Annotated in this window: 15 protein-coding genes; 2 read left to right on the top strand and 13 right to left on the bottom strand. The window is 39.6% G+C overall.

Annotated elements, in window-relative coordinates; translation table 11 throughout:
- Positions 1-58 precede the first annotated feature (58 nt).
- The 4 genes from ACWNCI_RS06245 to ACWNCI_RS06260 are packed head-to-tail and all read right to left on the bottom strand — an operon-like array spanning position 59 to position 6,974.
- Positions 59-1,177, bottom strand: a complete 1,119-nt coding sequence (locus tag ACWNCI_RS06245) for an endo-1,4-beta-xylanase (RefSeq protein WP_449387609.1) — start codon at positions 1,175-1,177, stop codon at positions 59-61.
- 8 nt (positions 1,178-1,185) lie between these two features.
- Positions 1,186-2,634: an MFS transporter gene (locus ACWNCI_RS06250; RefSeq protein ID WP_449387610.1), complete on the bottom strand. Its 1,449-nt coding sequence runs from the start codon at positions 2,632-2,634 to the stop codon at positions 1,186-1,188.
- A gap of 29 nt (positions 2,635-2,663) precedes the next feature.
- Positions 2,664-4,574, bottom strand: a complete 1,911-nt coding sequence (locus ACWNCI_RS06255; RefSeq protein WP_449387611.1) for a sialate O-acetylesterase — start codon at positions 4,572-4,574, stop codon at positions 2,664-2,666.
- A gap of 12 nt (positions 4,575-4,586) precedes the next feature.
- Positions 4,587-6,974, bottom strand: a complete 2,388-nt coding sequence (locus ACWNCI_RS06260) for a beta-L-arabinofuranosidase domain-containing protein (RefSeq protein WP_449387612.1) — start codon at positions 6,972-6,974, stop codon at positions 4,587-4,589.
- A 528-nt stretch (positions 6,975-7,502) separates the two neighbouring features.
- Between ACWNCI_RS06260 and ACWNCI_RS06265 the strand changes: the two genes are divergently transcribed.
- Entirely contained in the window at positions 7,503-8,189 is a 687-nt protein-coding gene (locus ACWNCI_RS06265) for an NUDIX hydrolase (protein ID WP_042721007.1), read from the top strand.
- Between the two features lie 310 nt (positions 8,190-8,499).
- Here the strand turns inward: ACWNCI_RS06265 and ACWNCI_RS06270 are convergent, their stop codons facing one another.
- From ACWNCI_RS06270 to ACWNCI_RS06280, 3 genes are all read right to left on the bottom strand, one after another.
- A complete protein-coding gene (locus ACWNCI_RS06270) occupies positions 8,500-10,404 on the bottom strand; it encodes a DUF294 nucleotidyltransferase-like domain-containing protein (RefSeq protein WP_449387613.1) in 1,905 nt (634 codons plus the stop codon).
- Between the two features lie 4 nt (positions 10,405-10,408).
- A complete protein-coding gene (locus tag ACWNCI_RS06275) occupies positions 10,409-11,038 on the bottom strand; it encodes a 3'-5' exonuclease (RefSeq protein WP_449387614.1) in 630 nt (209 codons plus the stop codon).
- A 176-nt stretch (positions 11,039-11,214) separates the two neighbouring features.
- Positions 11,215-11,802 (bottom strand): Crp/Fnr family transcriptional regulator, encoded by a 588-nt coding sequence (locus ACWNCI_RS06280; RefSeq protein ID WP_346985090.1) that lies wholly within the window; start codon positions 11,800-11,802, stop codon positions 11,215-11,217.
- A gap of 139 nt (positions 11,803-11,941) precedes the next feature.
- Here ACWNCI_RS06280 and ACWNCI_RS06285 point away from each other — a divergent pair, with 139 nt between their 5' ends.
- Complete coding sequence (locus ACWNCI_RS06285) at positions 11,942-12,835, top strand: SDR family oxidoreductase (protein WP_449387615.1); 894 nt, start codon at positions 11,942-11,944, stop codon at positions 12,833-12,835.
- A 266-nt stretch (positions 12,836-13,101) separates the two neighbouring features.
- Here the strand turns inward: ACWNCI_RS06285 and ACWNCI_RS06290 are convergent, their stop codons facing one another.
- From ACWNCI_RS06290 to ACWNCI_RS06315, 6 genes are all read right to left on the bottom strand, one after another.
- A complete protein-coding gene (locus tag ACWNCI_RS06290) occupies positions 13,102-14,829 on the bottom strand; it encodes a sodium:solute symporter family transporter (RefSeq protein ID WP_346985088.1) in 1,728 nt (575 codons plus the stop codon).
- Between the two features lie 3 nt (positions 14,830-14,832).
- On the bottom strand, positions 14,833-15,993 hold the full coding sequence (locus tag ACWNCI_RS06295; RefSeq protein ID WP_449387616.1) for an aldose epimerase family protein: 1,161 nt from the start codon (positions 15,991-15,993) through the stop codon (positions 14,833-14,835).
- A gap of 23 nt (positions 15,994-16,016) precedes the next feature.
- The gene (araA, locus tag ACWNCI_RS06300; RefSeq protein WP_449387617.1) at positions 16,017-17,513 is read right to left on the bottom strand and encodes an L-arabinose isomerase; all 1,497 of its coding nucleotides are present in this window, start codon (positions 17,511-17,513) and stop codon (positions 16,017-16,019) included.
- Positions 17,514-17,762: 249 nt separating this feature from the next.
- A complete protein-coding gene (locus ACWNCI_RS06305) occupies positions 17,763-18,461 on the bottom strand; it encodes an L-ribulose-5-phosphate 4-epimerase (RefSeq protein ID WP_346985085.1) in 699 nt (232 codons plus the stop codon).
- Between the two features lie 34 nt (positions 18,462-18,495).
- On the bottom strand, positions 18,496-20,196 hold the full coding sequence (locus ACWNCI_RS06310; RefSeq protein WP_449387618.1) for a ribulokinase: 1,701 nt from the start codon (positions 20,194-20,196) through the stop codon (positions 18,496-18,498).
- A 165-nt stretch (positions 20,197-20,361) separates the two neighbouring features.
- Positions 20,362-22,347: an alpha-L-arabinofuranosidase C-terminal domain-containing protein gene (locus ACWNCI_RS06315; RefSeq protein ID WP_449387619.1), complete on the bottom strand. Its 1,986-nt coding sequence runs from the start codon at positions 22,345-22,347 to the stop codon at positions 20,362-20,364.
- Positions 22,348-22,353 lie beyond the last annotated feature (6 nt).

Genomic DNA, 22,353 nt, shown 5'->3' on the forward strand with positions numbered 1-22,353 from the left:
AAATTGATGATTGATGATTGATGATTGATAATTGATGACTATAGTTATTCAACAATTATCATTTATTTTTCTCTTTTGTTAATTGAATAATTTTTTCAACCACTGGTTTTGCTTTGAAATTTCGATCGAAAAGTAATGGATAATCGGTTCGGCCTTTTACCGGGAAATCATTTTTCCAGGACTGATTGTCAGTCACCCCCCATAAAGTAACCCTTCTGATCTTATCCTGATGTTTGATGAAGAGACGGAAAAAATCAAGATAACGGTTTTCCCAATCCTTTTGCACATTTTCAGGAAGTCCTTTGGTATAAGGATTCATTTTTGCCTCATACTCCACTTTGTCGGAAACGTTGGCAGAAGTTCCCCATGGTGAAGGCAGCGCGCTGATTTCCATCTCCGTAACATTTACTTTTACTCCTGCGGAAGCATAATCTACTATCGCTTTTTCATACTCAGCCAGCTTCGGAGTATCCAAACCAACATGTGTCTGCATACCAACACCGTCAACTCTTATCCCTCTGAACTTCATCTTTTTAACAATATTGATTACCGTTTTTACCTTTTCAGGAAACCATTCGTTGTAATCATTGTAATATAATTCTGCGTTCGGATCCGCTTCCTGTGCATATTGAAATGCCAGCGGGATAAATTCTTCACCAAGAATTTCATAAAACTTACTCTTTCGGTACGTTCCATCCTCCATAATGGCTTCATTCACAACATCCCAGCCTTTCACTCGGCCTTTGTATCTTGAAACAACGGTGGTAATGTGGTTCTTCATTCGTTGCTTGAGGACTTCAGCAGAAACATCCTTTCCGTCTTTGTCCACAAAAAACCATTTAGGTAATTGCGAATGCCAGATCAGCGTATGACCGATGATAAACATTTTATTTTTTTCACCGAAAGCCACAAAACGATCGGCATCATCGAAGAAAAATTTTCCTTCCTGAGGTTGCAGAAACATTGATTTCATACAGTTTTCCGCAACGATTGAACTGAACTGTGAGGTGATGATCTTATCCGATTTCACATCCGTTCCGTTAATTTGCGGAAGGCTCATTGCCGTTCCTACATAAAATTTATCTTTAAAAGCTTTCTTTAGAGAATTCTCAGATTTTTGGGCCACTGCATTTGAAACAGCCAAAGTCATTAAACCAAATAAAATAATACGCTTCATATTCATAATTATTGTTTTCTTCTTTCCGCCAGATCTTTCTCAATCTGAACTTCCATTTTCTTGTTAATTTTGTAAAATAAAAGCAGTCCGCAAGCGATGAAAAAGGGTATCGATGGGAAAATACTCACCAGCATTTTGGCACCGGCTGCTACCGTTTCAGGCTGAACGACATGTGCGCTGCCTTCCGTTGAAATATATCCGTATTTACCGATAATTAATGCTACTAAAGAACTTCCGATACTTAATCCAACCTTTAAACCTACCATCATCGCAGAGAAAATAATAGCCGTAGCTCTTCTGTTGTTTTTCCATTCGGAATAGTCTGCAACGTCGGCAATCATGGCCCATAGTAAAGGCGTGCTGATTCCGTAAAAGAATCCATGTAAAATCTGTGACAGGAACATGATTCCTACTGCTTTCGGAGGATAAAAAATAAAGAACAGGACAAATAAAGTGGAAATGAAAAGTGATGCAATGAAGGTATCGCGTTTTCCGTATTTATCGGCAAACTTTTTAGAAAAAGTAATTCCAACAATCATCATGATGATTCCTCCCGCATTAAATAATCCGAAACCTGCTGATTTGGGATCTTCACCGAAGAAATTCATTCCGATTGAATTGAAAAATGTAGTAATTGGCGAAATAAAGCTTTTAAGTGAAGTTTCATCTACATAATTATTAAAATAATACACATATGCCCCTCCTTTCATTGCCAGTGTAATGAAGATGAAAGCCGTAACGGTCAGCATGATAATCCATGGTCGATTCTGGAAAATATCTTTTAAATCCTCTTTTAAAGTAGATTTTTGTTCCGGTTTTGGAATAATTCTTTCTTTCGTGGTGAAAAAAGTGATCAGAAGCATTACAGAGCCTATCACGGCAAGCCAAGTCATAACGGTTTCGATACCGGCAGCTTTATCACCATGACCTGCGGATAAAATAATCGGCAGCATAAAAACCTGAACAAAGAACTGGGCAAACATCACTGCTACAAAGCGATACGATGAAATACTGTTTCTTTCGCTCATATCTCCTGTGATAACACCGCTCAACGCTGCATAAGGTAAGTTATTGGCAGCGTATAATAGCAATAATAATGAGTAAGTTGCTGCAGCATAAATCATTTTTCCTTTATAAGAAAAGCCGGGCGTGCTGAAAGCCAATAAAGCAGCAATACCAAGCGGAACCGCAGTAAAAAGAATCCATGGACGAAATTTTCCCCATTTGGTGCTGGTACGGTCGGCCAAAGCCCCGATCATCGGATTGAAGCCGAAACCGGCAATTAAACCTACAATTAGCGTGATTACCGAAGCATCTTCTGCCTTCAATCCGTAAATATCCGTGTAAAAGTAAGCGAGATACGTTACCAGTGTCTGAAAAACAAGATTGGCAGCAAGATCTCCCAAACTGTAGCCTACTTTTTCTATAACCGATATTTTTTGTGGCTGATTATTCATTTCAAATATTTGATTTCTTTAAATTATTTTTATTCTGTTGTAAAAGGTGAAGCGGGAAGCCCGGTTTTGTTTTTTAAATTTCCGTCAGGATTATCTGCCCAGTCATATCGTACGGAAACCGGATCTTTAATTTCTTCATTCCAGACCATGATATTTTTACCCTGAATTTTGGCTTTTGCCCACTGATAACTTCCATCTTTTCCTTTAATAGCAAAGCCTTTTAATTCTGAAACCGGAATAAAATCATCAGTTCCTTTTTTAAAGGATAGAATGATCTTATTTCCGTCAGTTTTCATTGACTGATAAACAGGTCCATCTGCAACAATATTTTCTTTATCGGCAATTTTTAAAGCCTGCAAAGCCAATCTATCACCAACTGTTTTTTTGTTAAGAGGATGAATATCATTCCATTCTCCGATATCTATGATTACGGCAAGTCCTGATTTTGGAACATTGAGCGAAACTTTACGTTGTTGATCTCTGAGTTCCGCCCAGTTACTTTCCACAGGCTGATTTTTAGTTTCCATAAAATTAGCAAGCTGAACAATCAGGAATGGTGCTTCTTTTTCCTGCCATTTGGAACGCCAGTCGTTGATCATTGTCGTTAAAAGATCGCCATACTCTTTAGGTTTTCCGGTGTTACTTTCTCCCTGATACCAAAGGAATCCTTTCACTTTATAATTGATCAGCGGATTGATCATTGAATTGTAAAGTCCGGTCGGTTTCCAACGAATGAAAGTCTGTCCCGGAGCCATTTTCTCCATTTTAGCACCAATTCTGTATTTCCAAGGACCTTTAAGATCTATTTTTTGTCCGCCGGTTTCAAGATAGTAGGGTTTATCCGCAATGAATTGTCCTTTTCCGCTTCCGTTGGTAACTCTTACGGCAATAATATTCTTTCCGTCCTTTAAAACTCCGGCAGGAATATCATACCATCTCGGAGGATATTCGTAAGTAACGTTTCCTACTTTTACACCGTTGATATAAGTCACATCAGCGTCTTTTATTCTCCCCAGATTAAGAAAAGCTGTCTTTTGCGACGACCCTTTCGGCAGAATTATTTCTTTTCTGAACCAAACAGAACCCTCAAACGGACCTTCCTGATCTTCCCATGATCCCGGAACATTCATAGTCTTCCAGGAAGAATCGTCAAGGTCAAAATTTTCCCAGTGCTGATTCAAACCAATGTCACTTTGATCAAGCTCGGCATACCACGCTTTGCTTAATGACTGCTCGCTAGATTCCGTAGATTTTATTAAATCATCATTTTTCCATTTTTCCGCTTCTTCCAGATATTCAGGATATTTTTTTAGTGAATTTGAATCCATCCATGCCTGAATTGGTGAACCTCCTAAACTTGTATGGATAATCCCAACAGGCACTTTGTTTTTTTCACTAAGATTTTTAGCAAAAAAATACGCAACTCCGGAAAAGTTAAGAATCGTCTGCGGATTGGCTGCTTCCCATTTTCCACCATCTAAATCATTCTGTGGAGTTTTAAAATTGTATTTCTGTGGAACGGTAAAAAATCTTATATTCTGATTATTAACGGTTTTCATTTCTTCCCCGTAAAGCGGCTTAAGCCTTCTCATCGGAAGTTCCATATTCGACTGTCCTGATGCTACCCAGACATCACCAATTAAAATATCTTTAAGGATAATATCATTAATTGTCATGACAAACGGCCCGCCTGCTTTGAGCTCGGGAAGCATGACATCCCAGTTTCCGGCATTATCTGCGGTCGTTGAATAGGTTTTATTTAAAAATTTAATATTTACCTTTTCGCCTGCATCTGCATAGCCCCAGATTTTCAGCTTCTGATTCCTCTGAAGAATCATTCCGTCTGAAACCAATGCGGGAAGTTTTACTTTAGCTTCAAATAAACTAAAACTGAAAATGGCTATAATTAAAAATAAAGTTTTAGAAGAATATATTTTCATGGAAAATCTTTTTTAATTTAATGAATCAGATTTATTATAATCTTTAGTCAGCAAACGTACTTCAATGATCTTTGAAGTCGTCATCTGCTCTTCAGTGTAAAATTTCACACTTAGGGTTTCTTTATTCTTTTCTGTTTCAGGGATCGGCAAAAGCATGAACTGTGGTGAGTTTCCGGCTTTCCCTTGCAGCTTCATTGATGAAACTTTTTTACCATTAATATCTATATTCAAAGCACGGTTGGTATTCGCATCAAAATATAAAACATACAGGTAGGCTGCATCTTTACCCGGATTTTTCATTCGGTAGCTGAACCAGCCTTTCGCATCACGGAAATGGCGGTCTTCCATATATCCGGTATTGGAATCTTTGCTTTCAAAAAAATGATCGGATTCCGGCTGCTGCTCTCCCAGTTGAATTTTATCTGTGGTAATAAGATCTAGTTTTCTGGTTTCTGCTTCTTCTGCGGCCCTCTTTTTCTGAATGGTCTCTATTTTATCCTGATCTGCCTGTGGCCAGTACAAAATATATCTTTCTTCCCGGATTTTATAAAACGGAATAAGCTTAAATCCTTTACCGAACTTGTCGGACGGATAAAGTCCTGTCAGACTAAACGTAAGATTATCATTATTAACAGGTTTCACATGATTAATAACTTCCTTACCGTTTCCTAAAATAACAGGAATATCATTTAACGGAATTTGTGGTCCGTGTGCAATGTGTCCGCCGCGGCTGTCATCTGCTAATAATCCCTGCTGATTGTCTGTTCCGTAGGTGGCAGCAAGAACAACAGGCCCATATTTAAAAGCATAATAATCGGATTGATCCGGCAATTGCTCTGCGGAAAGATGCATCGGAAGACTCATTTCGATTACATCTCCTTTTTTCCACTTTCTATTTAGGTTAAAATATCCGTCTTTGTCAGCAGTTACATCTTGTTTTTTTCCGTTTACAGTTATGACTGCCTCTGAAGGTTTCGTCCATTCAGGGCAACGCAGCCTTAGATTTACAAGTGATTTACCCGCGTGATCAAAGATAAGTTTTGTCTTCGCCGTTTCAGGAAAATTATTCTCCTGCCTGATCAGTATTTTTTTCTCTGCCCAGTTGAGCGTTGATGGAATAAATAAATTAACATATAAATCATGATCGGAATGTGCATAGATCATTTCCCCATATTTGGCATGATTTTCCAGTCCGGAACCTACGCAGCACCAGAAACTTGTTTGTGGTTGCGAGTACACGCGGTAATGTCCGGGACGCATCGGCGTAAAATATACAAAACCTCCTTTATCATGATTTTCGGTGGAAAGAATATGATTATAAAGCGCTTTCTCATAATAATCCATGTAATATGACTTCGGCTGCGTTGCAAAGAGCGCTTTCGTAAGCTTCAGCATATTGTAGGTATTACAGGTTTCGGGGCCTTCAATACTTTTAATCATGCTGCTGAAGTCATTGACAGGATTAAAGTGTTCGCTCACACTGTTTCCTCCGATAACGGAAGATCTTTTTTCAGTGACGTTGTGCCAGAAAAAATCGGCTGCATTATTCCATTGCTGGTTATTTTCTAGATCAGCGATACGTTTGTAACCGATCACTTTCGGAATCTGTGTATTGGCATGAATTCCGGTAAGCTTATCTTCACCCAAAAGCAATGGATTAAGAATCGCCTGATGAGAAAATCTATGGGCGAGCTTCAGATATTTCTTATCTTTAGTAATGTCATAAACATCAGCAAAAACCTCGTTCAGCCCGCCATGCTCGCTTCTCAGCATATCCTGAATCTGATCATCAGACAATGCAGAAACCTCATTCGCCATCCAGTCGGTAAGCTTGATGAGCATTTTTTTTGCCTTCTCACTTCCTGCATACCAATAGGCATCGCGAAGTCCCGCATAAATTTTATGGATATTATACAGAGGAACCCATCGGTCATTCAGTCCAAAACTGGAAGCACGGATGTTACCTTCTGAGATTTCTTTCCATATCTTCTTTCCACCGGGAACACCTGATACATAACCTTCTCCGGACGACATTTGACAACGATCAAGCTCATCAATCATGTAATCCAGTCTCTGCTTGATCTTAAGATCTCCTGTAGACGCATACATCAGTGATAACGCCGAAAGATAATGCCCTCCGATATGTCCGTCAAGTCCGGTATTTTCCCAGTTAGGATAATTTTCTGCTTTAGGTTTCAGTCCTGCTTCTTTGAGGTAAGGTGCCAAAAGCCTGTCAGGTTCCATAGACAGGATATAGTTTTTATCGGCCTGCATGGCTTTATTGAAAATGCTTTCCGACAATCTCACATCTCTCAGCGGGAAATAATGAATTTCCTGCTTTACCTGGGCAAAAGCTAATGATGCAAAACCTAATAATATAACAGGGAGTTTTTTATTCATTAATAAATGTTATTTCAACATTTCTAAAATAAAGGAAAGAATCTATATACAAAACATTTTTGGAATCCTGCCGATATTGTATTCAATAAAGAACGGCAAATAAAACCATAAAATCCAAATAAAGAACACATACTTATCATAAAAAATAAGATTATGAATCAATAAGAATATCAGAATGATAAAACTAAATGATTGTGTACAAAATGAATACAAAACGTTTTAAAAGAATCGATAATAATATCATCAACAACTTATCGTATTTTTAATATTAAGGTTGAAAAATTATTTTTTTAATGGTTAAATGAAACCGTTGTTGAAAATTAACATAATTTTAACATTAATTTCACCTGCAATTAATAGAATTTAGAGAAAAAATCACTTTAAACATGGGTATTTTTTCTCCGTAAATCAGTTCCGGCAGATGAATTTTACATTTTTAAAAATAAATCATTAAAAAAAAGTGTAAAAAAAACATTTATATATTTATCGTAATCTTAAATACTTTACATTTGTAAAAAAATGTAATAGATGACACAGGATTATTCTCAATTTCCCAGACATTTGGTAGCTGTCGACTGTATTATTTTCGGATTCGACGGCGAAAATCTTAAAATTCTTCTTGTACAAAGAGATTTTGAACCCAAAATGGGAGAATGGTCATTAATGGGGGGCTTTATCGGCAATGAAGAAACTTCTGATGAAGCGGCTCACCGTGTTCTTAATACCCTGACCGGCCTGGAAAATATCTATCTCGAACAGCTGAATTCCTATACAGAAATTCATCGTGAACCAACCGCCAGGATCATGTCTATTTCGTATTATGCGCTTATTAATATTGAAAAAAACATCCAGATCAATAAAAAATACAGCGCCAAATGGTTTGATCTTCAGGACTTCCCTACCCTTATCTTTGATCATAATGAAATGGTAAAAGATGCCGTTCTCCGACTGAGAAGAAGAGCTTCCACAAGACCCATCGGGTTTGAGCTTCTCCCGGAAAAATTTACCATGAAAGATCTTCAGAGTCTCTATGAAGCTATTTTTAACGAAAAATACGACAAACGGAATTTCATAAGCAAAATCAATGCGCTGGATATCCTTGTAAAAACAGAAGAAAAAGATATGACTTCTTCCAAAAAGGGTTCTTTTTTGTATCGTTTCGATGAGAAAAAATATAATAAGAAAATCGCGGAAGGATTTATGTTTAAAATCTGATGTACTAAAGCAATACTCAAGGTAAGTAGACCTATACCCGAAGTAAGTAAAATAATACTCAAAGTAACTAGACTTATACCCAAGGTAAGTAAAACAATACTCAAGGTAACTAGACTTGTACCCGAGGTAAGTAAGACAATACTCAAGGTAATTAGACCTGTACCCAAGGTAAGTAAAACAATACTCAAGGTAACTAGACTTGTACCCGAGCTAAGTAAGACAATACTCAAGGTAACCAGACCTATACCCGAGGTAAGTAAGGCATTACTCATATGAAGCAGAATATTGTTTTGCTAATAACAGAAATCTTCTATAGGCTTCCTGTAAATTTCATTTTGATTCCCTGCTGAAAGTTACTGATCGTTTTGAAAATTTCGGTCAGCGTTACACGCTCTATTTTTGTAAGCCTGCTGATTTCAATATAATTATCAGGCATTTTCTTTTCTATATTGATCTGATACACCTGATTTTTAAGCCTTAATGCCATCAGATAATAATAAGAGTGATGCAGTTCCTGATATTGTTCTTTGCTGAATACGCCGGCTTCATGAAGCTTTTTCATTCTTTCACCTGTATTTTCACTGTCGATAGTATGCTTCAAAGCGTATACCCGAAGCAGATCAACAATCGGACTCATAGCGGTTTTGATGTCGAAGACTTCCGCTTTTCCGATGGTCTGGGTTTTAATCCTTTTAAAAAAGGTTAAAGGAGGCTCATACTGCAAAGCATTTTTAGCAATAAATGAGAAAAACCTTTCATTCGGGACCTGCAACTGTTCTTGTATAAAATCTTTCAGTTCGGCAATAATAGCCTCTTCACCGTAAATATAACGGCAGTCGAAAAGGGTAGAAAATTTCATAGCATTTTCCGGAACAGTTTCATTGATCCATTCTTCGTAATTTCTTTTCCAGTGGGATAAAGAGTGCGTCCATTTCGGATTGCTGGCCATAAATTCTCCTTTACAATACACAAAACCAATGGTATTGAGGTCATCGGAAACCCTTTTGGCAAAATCCAGAAAATATTCACGCACCATTTCCCTATGTTCATTGGCTTTATCTTCATAGATGATTCCGTTATCCTGATCGGTACTCAGGGTCTGCTCTTTTCTCCCCTCGCTTCCGGTAACCATAAAAACAAAGCGTGCCGGCGGCTTCCCGATCTGCCGGATGGTGTTTTCAATAACCTTTATGGTAATCGTATCGGCAATAGTGGTAATGATCTGACTGGCAATTTCACCATGTACTCCACGTCCCAGCAACTGATTAATCATATCCGGAACCTGAAGCCATTTTTTACGAAGCTCTGCTGTGTTCCCGGCCTGCTTTACCGACTGTATAAAAACGAGCGGTGATTGTGCCTGCTCGCTCAGAAGGCGGTTTCGACTGAGAAATCCAACCATTTCACCGTCTTTTTCTACCAGCAGATATCTTGTTTTGGTTTTAAACATCATCAGCACCGCTTCATACAGATAAGCATCGCTGGAAATCGAAACGATAGGATTATCCATCACCTCCGCCACGGGTTTTTGTGGATCTATGCATCGGGCAATCACATTATCGCGAAGGGTAATATCGGTGGCATAGCCTACAATATTCTGATCTGTTTCACGTCTGATGAATAAGCAGCTTACTTTATTTTGAGCCATGATCCTTGCCGCTTCGAAAATGGGCGTATTTTCTGAGCAGGAAACGATGTCCTTATAAGCAATACTCTCTATTTTACGGGAATACAACTGATCTGCAGCAAAATAACTTTCCTCAAAGGAAGCCGGAGTTTTCACAAAATGGGCAAATTCTTCATCCAGCATTTTCTTGCCAAAATCCGAAGTGAAATAATGAAAGAACTCTTCATTGGCATTGCAGAGCTCCATAAACTCGTTCTTGGGAAGCGTGTAGACGATGGTACCTTTTTTCACCATCACTGATTTTAAAGCACGAACCCTGTTCAGCACTACGGAAATTCCGCCGAAACAGTAAGGCGAATGATGAATTTCGATGCATCTTTTATTTTGGGAGGTATCAAAGAAAAAGGTCTGATATTCTCCTTCCATGATGATATCCACGCCCTGAAGTTCAGTCACTTCCTGGCGGTAGGCTAAAGTTTCTTTAGGAAATATTTTCTTCTGCATGCTTTCGGCAACCTCCGAAAGTACACTTTCGGGCAAAAGGCTGAAAGGTGGTGTTCTTTGTAAAAGCGGGATCAGGTTTTCCATAAGCTTAAATAAATTTTAAAACAGGAAAGTGCAGCTTTCCGGATATCAGGTGATGCTTTTCTTCAAGGTCTTTTTCAGGCAACTGATTTCGCCGGCCGATTTCAAAAAAGCAACGGGCTGTCATTCCGGCATCGATACGTGCATTGTGCGAAGGTTCTGCCGTTTCATTCAGCAGATAACGATACAGCTCCGGCAGACGCATGTAGGTGGATGAAATTCCGGATGTATATTGCCTGCTTTTCAGCATCGTACAATAAAAACGACTGTTCTCGAAAGGAATGGCTAATCCTGCTCTCAGAAAATCAGCAGCCAGAATATGAAGATCAAATTCAAGGAAATGTCCGACGATCAAAGGCTGATATTTTATGATATCTTCAGCAAGAGCTGTTAATACTTCTTTCCGGTTTTTCCCTCTGGATCTCAGGAATTCTTCAGTAATACCGTGAACTCTGAACGATTCTTCACTGATGACAAGATCGTCCTCAAAAATGTATCGGTCTTCCATTTTGATTTCTTCACCATCTTCCGAACAGACGATCCAGGAAACCTGAACCACTGAAGGCCAGTTGGCCGTTTCAGAGTACGAAAGATCCCAGCGTTTGGGAACGGAAGTGGTTTCCGTATCGATAAACATGAGGTAAGGTTTCACGGGAGAATATTTATACAAATGTAGTTAATAATGATCTTTTTTAAGAATAAAAATAGTGTGATAATATACTTGAATGTACACCTAGCATTTTTGATTTGGCACATCCAAATATATAGCTGCCTTCATTAATTTGAAACTCTTTTTTGTTTGATTATAATAGTTTAAATCACGGTTTTCAGAATATTTCTCCGGACACGCGATAATGTTTCTCTGGAAAGCCCCAAATAAGAAGCAACCATATGAAGAGGAACTCTATTGAAAATATCAGGATAAGTGTTGATGAAATCCAGGTATTTTTCTTCCGGACTGCTGCTGATATTCATCAAAAGCCGTTTATGGATTTCCATAGATTTTCTTGTCAGAATGTTCTCTACAAAAATATTGAGTTCAGGGATTTGTTCTCGCAGTTCAGCAAAATCTTCAAGATTAAAGACGAAAATTTCAGAGGATTCCATTGCTTCAATCGTCAGTTTGGAAGGCGTATTGTTGTAGAAACTTTCCGGATCTGTTGTCCAGGACATTTCGTTAACAAACTGAAGAATATGTTCATTGCCATCTTCAGAGGTTGAATAGTTTCGCAAAAGTCCTTTCGCAACGAAGATTTTCAGATTACAAATATCGCCCTGTTTGCATACAATCTCTTTACGCTGAAGTTTTATCAATTGACTTTTATATACAATGAAATTAAACTTTTCATCCGTAAAATCGGGAAGGACCTTCTGAAAATAATTTTTAAGAATCTCTGACATTTTTCAAAACTGAAATTATATATAAAATTAATTCTTTTTTATTGAATTAGTGTAAAAATTGTGTCAAATGACCTCGTTTTTGGGATTTATTCATAACTAAATTTGTATCAGAAATTATAACAAAACAAAATTTAAGAATATGAAAGTATTTGTAACAGGAGCTTCAGGATTTGTAGGCTCAGCAGTTGTAAAAGAATTATTATCAAACGGACATCAGGTAGTTGGATTGGCGCGTTCGGAAGAATCTGCAAAATCCATCAGAGAGGCCGGAGCGGAAGTTTTAATGGGAGATCTGGATCGTCTCGATATTTTGCAAAAAGGAGCAAGGGATGCGGATGGCGTAATTCATACAGCCTTTATTCACGATTTTTCAGATTATCAGACTAATGCGCTCAAAGACCAGAAAGCCATTGAAGCAATGGGCGAAGTTCTTAAAGGAACCGATAAACCCATTGTGGTGACAGGCGGAACCTTAGGACTTCCACTTATCAACGGAAAAATCACAGAAGAAAGTAAAGCACCGGCAGAGTCAATCAGATTCTCTGAAAAAGCTTTCGTAGAATTATCCGAATCTGGTGTTAGGGCATCTATTATCCGTCTTTCCCCAAGTGTTTATGGAAATTCTGAATCGGGTTTCAAAGGAGGTTTTGGAGTAATCCTTGCTGAACTGGCGAAGGCAAAAGGATTTGCAGCTTATATTGGAGAGGGAAATAATGTCTGGCCTTCTGTTCATCGTGAAGATGCTGCAAAACTATTTCGTCTGGCACTTGAAAAAGGAGAAGTTGGAGCGAGATATAATGCAGTTAATAATGATAAACAACTGTCAATGAAAGAATTTGCAGAGTTAATTGGTGAAAAGCTTGATATTCCTGTAAAATCCTTGTCACAAGAAGAAGCACCAGAATATTTCACTTGGATGACATTTTTTGTTGGAGCAAATTGTCCGGCAACAAGTTTGAAGACTCAGGAAAAATTAGATTGGAAACCTTCTGAAAGAAGTTTTGTAGAAGAACTGAATCAATATTTCTTCTAAGAAAACATGGCAACTATAGATTTGAATGTATCAAATCAAAAATATAGTTGCCTAAATTAATTTGCTCCAAAGTAGCAGTATGAGTGTAGTATTCATAAGAGAAATATATCCGAACTTCGGAGGAGTTCAATATTTTGCGACAGTTTTCATTTAGATAGCACAGAATCTACGGCGTGCTGTACACATTAAAATGATCTTTCTACACAGAATAAAAACAGGATACCATTTCCGGTATCCTGTTTTTTTATTAATTTAAATTTAAAAAATTACCAGAACCTTACATACAAAGCCGTAAGCAGAAGCAAAGTAACTACAATCAGAACCATAGTTCTTGCATCTACTCTGAACATTTTGCTGTCGATGGCAAAAGCTTTAGGATTTACTTTTGGTCCGGCAAGACTGATCAGCACCATGACAACAATAGTAATGAAAAATGACCATCCCATATTAATCAGGAACGGAATTTCCGTGATCGTATGCACCACTCCATTTTCCAGTTTTTCATAGGTGAAGGCAGTGTACAGCCAGGTTTCTTTTCCAAAAATTCCGATGGCAAAGCTGTTGAAGAAAATAGCCAGTACGAAACCTAAAATAACACCTACTAATGCTGCAGTTCCGGTTGTCCTTTTCCAAAACATCCCCAAAAGGAACATGGCAAATACTCCAGGACTGATAAATCCTGTATATTTCTGAATAAAGGTAAAACCTCCTTCACCACCGATCCCTAAAACATCTGTCCAGGTAAAGGCCAGGGCAACCATCATCGCGATAATGATGACCCATCTTCCCGTTCTCACCATCTGGATTTCGGTAGCATCTGCTTTGAGGTATTTTTTATAAATATCAAGGGTGAAAATCGTAGAGATACTGTTTACTTTTCCGGCCAGGGAAGCTACAATTGCTGCCGTTAATGCCGCTACTGCAAGACCTTTAAGTCCCGAAGGCAAGAAGGTAAGGATCGCAGAATAAGCACCGTCTTTTACACCATTAAATCCAGGAAGCTGTCCTTTGGTGTACAGCACATAGGCTGCAATCCCGGGAAGCATTACGATGATCGGCATGAAAAGTTTTAAGAATCCGGCAAAAAGAATTCCGGTTCTTGCGGTTTTAAGATCTGCTCCCAAAGCTCTTTGGGTAATATATTGATTACAGCCCCAATAGTTCAGGTTTACAATCCACTGTCCTGCAAAATACATGGCCAGTCCGGGTAATACTACATATTTCTGAACTTCTAAATTCTGAGGCATGCCTAATGTCGTCGTCGTAGTTGTAGGCTTGTCGAGCATGAGCTTGAAATGTCCCGGCGCTTCATTCATCAACGTATTAAATCCTGCCAGTGCATTTCCTACCGCAACTCCGTTGATTCTCTGATCCACAATTTGCAAAGCCATATACACCGTTGCAAAACCTCCGATGATAAGTACAGCCACCTGAATTACGTCGGTATATCCGATTACTTTCATTCCTCCCAAACCGATCAGCAAAGCCATCAGCAGCAGGACAATCATAATGATGTGAAGATGCTCGCCTCCCAGCAAAGTATCAATTGCTAATGCTCCAAGATACAGGATGGAAGTCAGGTTTACAATCACATATAAAAACAGCCAGAATACGGCCATGATCAGAGAAACCGATTTATTATAACGGGTTTCCAGAAACTGAGGCATGGTGTAAATCTTGTTTTTAAGATAGATCGGAATAAACCACACAGCAATAATAATAAGCGCCACGGCTGCGATCCACTCGTAGGCAGCTACGGCCACTCCAACGAAAAATCCTTCTCCACTCATCCCGATAAACTGTTCTGCCGAAATGTTGGAAGCAATAAGGCTGGCTCCGATGGCCCACCATGTGAGAGATCCTTCGGCAAGGAAATAATCTTTACTTCCGGTAGATTCAGATTTCTTCTTTTTGTAAATCCAGAGTCCGTATCCGGCTACCACCACAAAATAGATAAGGAATATGATGATATCAATGGTTGCTAATTGTCCCATAGTTTATTTTTTAACAGAGAATTTATAAATGGTTTTAGTATGGTATTTCTCTCCAGGCTTTAATTCTGTAGTAGGAAAAGCCGGTTGGTTCGGAGAATCAGGATAATGTTGTGTTTCCAGACAGAATCCACTTCTTTTTTCGTATTTGCCACCGGTTTTGGTTTCAAATTTTCCGTCTAAGAAATTCCCGGAGTAGAACTGAACGCCCGGTTGATCGGTCATTACTTCCATCACCCTTCCGCTTGCCGGGTGATAAACAGTAGCAATGGTTCTCATTCCGTTTCCGTTCAGGATCCAGTTGTGATCATATCCTCCTCCTAATTTAATCTGCTCATCTTCAGCATTAATATCTTTACCGATTGGTTTTGATGCTGTAAAATCAAAAGGAGTACCTTTCACCCCTTTTTCTTCACCAACAGGGATAAGCGTTTTATTAACAGGTAAAAACTTATCTGCATTGATCTGAAGCTCATGATCTGTAATTAAATTGGAAAAATTTCCGGAAAGGTTAAAATAGGAATGCTGCGTAAGATTCACTACCGTCGCTTTATCCGTTTCTGCTTCGTATGAAATTTCCAGGGCATTATCGTCCGTAAGAGTATAAAGAACCGTAGTTGTTAGTTTTCCAGGATATCCTTCTTCACCATCGGCACTTACATAGGTCAGTTTCAAAGTTGGAAGTTTAGCATCTTTTACCGGTTCTACTGTCCATATTTTAGTATGAAAACCCTCTTTTCCACCGTGAAGACTGTTCGGTCCGTCATTTTTATCAATATCGTATGTTTTGCCTTCCAGTGTGAATTTAGCATTGGCAATTCTGTTTCCATATCTTCCGATCAATGCTCCGAAATAATACGGATTTCCATTGAAATAATCTTCAGGTCTGGTAAATCCCAAAACTACATCCTGGTATTTCCCGTCCTTATCAGGTGCCGTAAGAGAAGTGATGATACCACCATAATTGATGATCTCCACTTTCATCCCGTTTTTGTTGGTTAGCGTATATTTTTTAATGGAATCACCTTTCGCCGTAACACCATAGTCTGAAACCTGTACATTTTCCATGTTTTCTGAATGAGTCTTATTATTGTTTTCTTTTTTATTGCAGCCGAAAATACATAAAACTGCTAACAAAATGAGTAAACTGCCTCCTATTTTTTTCATAATGGTTAAGATTTTTTGAAGAATTAACGATAATAAATTTCATTCCAGCGAAGAGTATTCTTAAAATCGCGGATTTTAGTCTCCTCATCGATCACCAATGATTCAATTCCCGCCATTTCAGCAAAATCTTCCAGCTGTTCTACCGTCAGGTTTTCACTGTAGCAGGTATGATGCGCACCGCCGGCCAAAATCCAGGCTTCAGCAGCTGTATATAAATCAGGAAGAGGTTTCCACAAAACTCTCGCTACTGGAAGCTTCGGAAGCTCTTCGATAATATCTAAAGATTTTGTTTTGTTGATCAGAAGCCTGAAATGGTTTCCGAAATCCATTAATGCTGCCACCAGCGAATCCATATTTCCTCTGGAATTAAAAACCAACCTTACCGGGTCTGCTTTTCCTCCGATTCCCAACGGATGGATTTCGCACGAAGGTTTGTCTGCAGCCAGCACCGGATCTACTTCCAGCATGTGAGAACCTAAGATGGATGGGTTTGATGGATTTAAATGATAAGTATAATCTTCCATGAAAGCATTTCCTCCTTGCAATCCCTGCCCCATGGTTTTCATGGCTCTTACTAAAGCCGCTGTTTTCCAGTCGCCTTCACCTGCAAAACCATACCCTTTTTCCATCAGTCGCTGCACGGCGATTCCCGGAAGCTGTTCCATTCCGTGAAGATCTTCAAAAGTATCGGAGAATCCTTTGAAATTTCCGTCTTTCAGGAATTTCTCAAGTCCAAGCTCAATGCGGGCAGCCGTTTCCAGCGATTTTCTGTTGGCTCCTCCGCTAAGAAGCGATTCAGCCATTCTATAAGAAGCTTCGTATTCTTCGATAAGGGTTTTTACTTCGCCTTCCCCTATTCCATTAATTACCCCTACCAGATCACCGATTCCCCATGTATTCACGGAAAATCCGAATTGGGTTTCCGCTTCCACTTTATCTCCGTCGGTAACGGCTACATATCTCATGTTATCTCCGAAACGGGCGAATTTTGCTCCCTGCCAGTCATCCCAGCCAGCAGCCACACGGCTCCAGTCGCCGATCTGTTTCTGCACTCTTTCTTCGGCCCAGTGCCCAACCACTACTTTTCTGTTTTTACGAAGACGGCTGACCATAAATCCGAACTCACGGTCACCATGTGCGGCTTGATTCAGATTCATAAAATCCATATCCATCGTCGACCAGGGAATGTCTTGATTGAACTGGGTGTGAAGATGCAGTAAAGGCTTCTGTAAAGCGGTGAGTCCACGAATCCACATTTTAGCGGGTGAAAACGTATGCATCCAGGTAACAATGCCGATACAGTTGGCAGTATGATTGGCAGCTACTAAGGTTTCAAAAATTTCTTCCGTAGTTTTTACAGTTGGCTTTAAAACCACCTTTACAGGAATCTGTGATGAAGCATTCAGTGCTTCTACGATTTTTGCTGAATGTTCGGCAACCTGAGCTAATGTTTCAGGACCGTACAAATGCTGGCTTCCGGTAATGAACCAGATTTCTTTTGTATTGAGAGGTGTTAACATTGTTATAAATGATTGTTGATGAATGATTGTTGATATTTTTCCATAGGTTTCACCTATGCCTATTAATATTGAACCCTTCGGGTTCGGATTTTCTTATCAAACCTCATAAGTTTTAAAACCTATGAGGTTTATTTTGGTCATGCTTGATATTTTTTCCATAGGTTTTCACCTACGGCTATTAATATTAAACCCTTCGGGTTCGGATTTTCTTATCAAGCCAGAAGCAAAAAGCCAACAACTAGCTGCCAATTACTGTCCGTAATAGGCATCTTTGCCGTGCTTTCTTTCGTAATGCTTCTTGATTAAAGAATCTTTTAAACGTAAAGCATCAGGATTGATCTGTCTTGTCAGATAGGCCATTTCCGCGATGGTTTCCAGGACTTTGCTGTTGTAAACGGCTTTCTCAGCGTTTTTACCCCAGGTGAACGGCCCGTGATTTCCGATAAGAACCATTTCCACTTCTTCCGGAGAAAGATTTTTTTCTCTGAAACAGTCCAGAATCTGGATTCCTGTGTTGTATTCATAATTGCCTTCAATCAGGCTATCGTCCATCGGGGGGGCGCACGGAATATCGGAAGTCAGGTGGTCGGCATGAGTCGTGCCGAAAATCGGAATGTCCATCTGAGCCTGTGCCCACGCTACAGAATAGATCGCATGGGTATGGGATATCCCCCCTATATTTTCCCAGTTTTTATAAAGATATGCATGAGTTTTGGTATCGGATGAAGGCCTAAGTTTACCATGAATAACATTCGCATCGAAATCCAGGATGACGATATCTTTCGGCTTCAGATCTGCATAGGGAACACCACTGGGTTTAATGGCAAAAATCCCTTCATTCCGGTCTACCGCACTCACGTTACCGAAAGTGTACACTACAAGCTTTAATGCATCAAGCTGCATATTGGCTTCATAACATTCTCTCTGAAGTTCCTTATATTTTTTCATTTTCTATATTTTTCGGATGTCATTTTCATCAGATTTAATTGACCAACGAGCCTTCAAGGTTGTTTTTAGACTTTATTATATTTTCTGTGAAATCGGCCAGTTGTTGATATTGCTCCATCAGTTGGCGATATTGCTGAATATCTCTTGGCTGTGGAAGATATTCTGCTTCGAACTCCGATCCCATTGTACGGCTTGCTTGCTGAACATCAGGGTAAATTCCGGCTGCAACAGCAGCATAAATGGCAGCTCCCAACGCCGGCGCCTGATCCGAAGAAGCAACAATGATCGGCATATCCAGAACATTGGCTAGGGTTTGCATGATAAAAGGCGATTTTCTCGCTACTCCTCCAATTCCGATTACTTTGTTGATGGTAATTCCTTCTTCCTCAAAACGATCTACGATTTTTTTAGCTCCAAAGCAGATGGCATTCACCAGCGCTTTGAAAATATGCGGTGCTTTCGTTCCCAGGGAAAGATGGCTGATTGCAGCTTTCAATTCCTGATTGGCATCCGGAGTTCTTCTTCCGTTGACCCAGTCGAGGGCAACAGGAATAGCTTCATCATTTGAAATCTTTTCCGCTTCCGCTGTTAAGTTTCGAATAAGGTTGTTTTCAAATTCTTCTTTGAGCTGCACTTTTTGTTCAGGAGAAATGATTTCGGAATGGTTCAGCATATTGTTTACCGGCCACATCAGAATATCACGATACCAGGCCAGTACGTCTCCGAAGGCAGACTGTCCGGCCTCCAGCCCTGCCATTCCCGGAATGACAGATCCATCTACCTGGCCACAGATTCCTTTTACGGTTTTATCACCAATAATATCATTTGGAGCTACCATAATGTCACAGGTAGAAGTTCCCATAATTCTGATAAGCGTATTTTCTTCTACTTTTGCACCTACCGCACCGGAATGTGCATCAAAAGTTCCGACAGCAATCACGGTGGAAGTGGTTAAACCTAATCGTTTCGCCCATTCTTCATTAAGGTGTCCCGCTACTTCGTCTGAAGTATATGTTTTTTCGTAAAGCCTTTCTTTAAGCTGCCCCAGAGACGGATCGAGCCTGTTGAGAAAATCTTCAGACGGCAGCCCGCCCCAGCTTTCATGCCACATTGCTTTGTGACCGGCAGCACAGCGACTTCTTTTAAAAGTTTTTAAATCTTTTTGGTCTGACAGAAGAAATGTGATGTAATCGCAGTGTTCCATCCAGCTGTAGGCAGCATTTTTCACTTCTTCATCTACACGATTGATATGCAGGATTTTGGCCCAGAACCATTCGGAGGAATAAATACCTCCTTCAAATTTTGTATAGTCTTCACCACCCCATGTTCTCGCCAAAGTATTGATTTCTTCGGCTTCACGGATCGCAGTATGATCTTTCCACAATACCATCATGGCATTCGGGTTTTCTTCAAAGCCGGGCGTTAATGAAAGGGCTACTCCATCCTGATTGACAGGAAGTGGTGATGATCCGGTCGTGTCGATACAGATGCTTACGATTTCTTCCGGCTGTACTCCGCTCTGCTGAACGACTTCGGTAATGGTTTTCTCCAGTCCTTCGATGTGGTCTGAAGGATGCTGCCTGAAGCTGTTTTTTTCCGGACTGCAGAAACGGCCTTCTTTCCAGTGCTGATAATAGCTTACGGAGGAAGAAAGTTCTGCTCCGTTTTCTGTATCGATAAGTACTGCCCGAACGGAATCGGTTCCGTAATCTAATCCTATAACGTATTTTTTCATTAACGTGATACTTATTAATTATTGTTATAATATGTTATTAATCCTGTCTACGAAAATTCCTTGATTTCCGTTTTAAAAGATTTAAACAAATATAAGATTCTTTTTAATTAAATGTAATAATTACACTTAATTTTTAATATTTATTGATAATCAAAGTTTTTAGCTTTACTTTATCTTTAAAATAACCAATGATTGCCCGGGAATTTCCAGCGTTATTTTGCCTTTTTTAAAGGTTGCTGATTCTTCTTTGGGCTGAATTATTTCATTTTCAAAACTGTTTTCAGCAGAAAGCTGCGGTGCAGTCAGAATAATTTTGGTCAGCTTTTTTCCTAAGTTTATATTTTTAGGATTGATATTTACGGATTTACTCTCTGCATCCGTATTTACTATTTTGATGATGGTTTCTTTGGTCGTTGCGTCTTTTACGGCTGTTGCATACAGTTGATCCTGCCCGGTTACAGGTTTTCCGTTACCTGTGATTTTCAGCACTTCCGTTCCTTTATTATTGGAAAAAAGTTTCTGAACATAATAATTAGGTGTTGCGTAGGAAGTAAGATTATTGAACCAGATCAGATCCGGTGTCCACTGCCATCCTTCGGCATGAGCCAAAAGCGGCGCATAAGAAGTCATGTACACCACATCTGCATTCCTTTCAAGGCCTGTCATGAATGCCGCTTCGGAAAGAGCGCATTCCCAGTTGTTTTTATTCTCAGGTTTTACCACGCCTACTGACTGGGCGGCATATTCGCCTGCAAAAACTTTAGGGCCATTACGGTCGTAAGCATCATATCTTGCCGAATTTTTTCTGAACCATTCCGGGGAGTTGTAGTAATGTTCGTCAACGATCTGGGCGTTCAATTTTTTCAGCTCTTTCCATCCATAGTCAAAGAATTCGCCATCCGGAGACGGTCCGCTTCCGGAAATGATTTTAATATCAGGATATTTCGCATGAATGGCTTTTTCAAATATTTTGTAGCGATCTATATAATCAGGTCCCCATTGCTCGTTTCCAACTCCGATAAATTTTAGATTGAATGGCTGAGGATGCCCCATATTGGCACGAAGTTGCCCCCATTTTGTAGTTTTGGAATCGCCATTGGCAAATTCGATAAGATCCAAAGCGTCCTGAACATAAGGATCCAGCTCATCAAGTTTTACAAGTTCTCCGGTATTGAACTGGCAGGCCATTCCGCAACTTAAGATCGGTAATGGTTCTGCACCGAGGTCTTCAGACAATTGGAAGTATTCAAAAAATCCTAATCCGAAAGACTGGTAATAATCCGGTGCCGGACGGTGGGCAAATCCGGAACTCCATTTATTAATCAGATATTCCCTGTCGGAAACGTTGCCGACTGTTTTCTTCCATTGGTAGCGCTCTGCAAGGGTTCTTCCTTCCACAATACATCCGCCGGGAAAGCGTAAGAAACCAGGCTTAAGATCATACAGTTTTTGGACAAGATCTTTCCGTAATCCGCCTTTTCTGCCTTTCCAGGTATCCTGCGGGAAAAGTGAAATCATATCCATGTTTACAACTCCACGACCGGAAAAAGTCAGTCTGAGCTTTGCCTTGGCTACAGTTCTTTCAGGAGTGATAACTGCTTTGTATTCTTTCCATTCACTGCTGTTGACCGGAACAACGGAAGCTGTTATTGTTTTGCCATTTTCATCCAACAGCTCGGCTTTTACGGATGAAATATTTCCTGACACATTCTGAAGCATAAAACTGAGATCATATCCGGCTCCCTGGTGCAGTCCGATCCCTTTAAATCCTTCATTATACAATTCATATCCTTTATCATCGTTGATGGTAATCCGGGCGTAGTTATGATTGGCTTTATCTTTATTGGTAATCATGGTGATAAAACCGGAGTTTTTGTTTTCGGAAAGGGTAACGGTTTTAGGCTGTTGCCATCCCATCAGCGGCTCATTGAATTCAAAGCTTCTGTTTTTAATGAGTTCTGCATAAATTCCTCCGTCCGCAGCCTGATTGATATCTTCAAAGAAAATCCCATACATTGTAGGCTGGATTTTAATTCCGGTAGAAGCTCCGCTAAGATCAAGTGTAAAAGTTGATTTGCTTTTATTCTGAGCAGAGAAAAAGGTAGCCGTAAGAAAAATAACAGCGGTATAGATTTTATTTTTTGTTTTCATTTAATC

The organism is Chryseobacterium lineare (assembly GCF_977014045.1).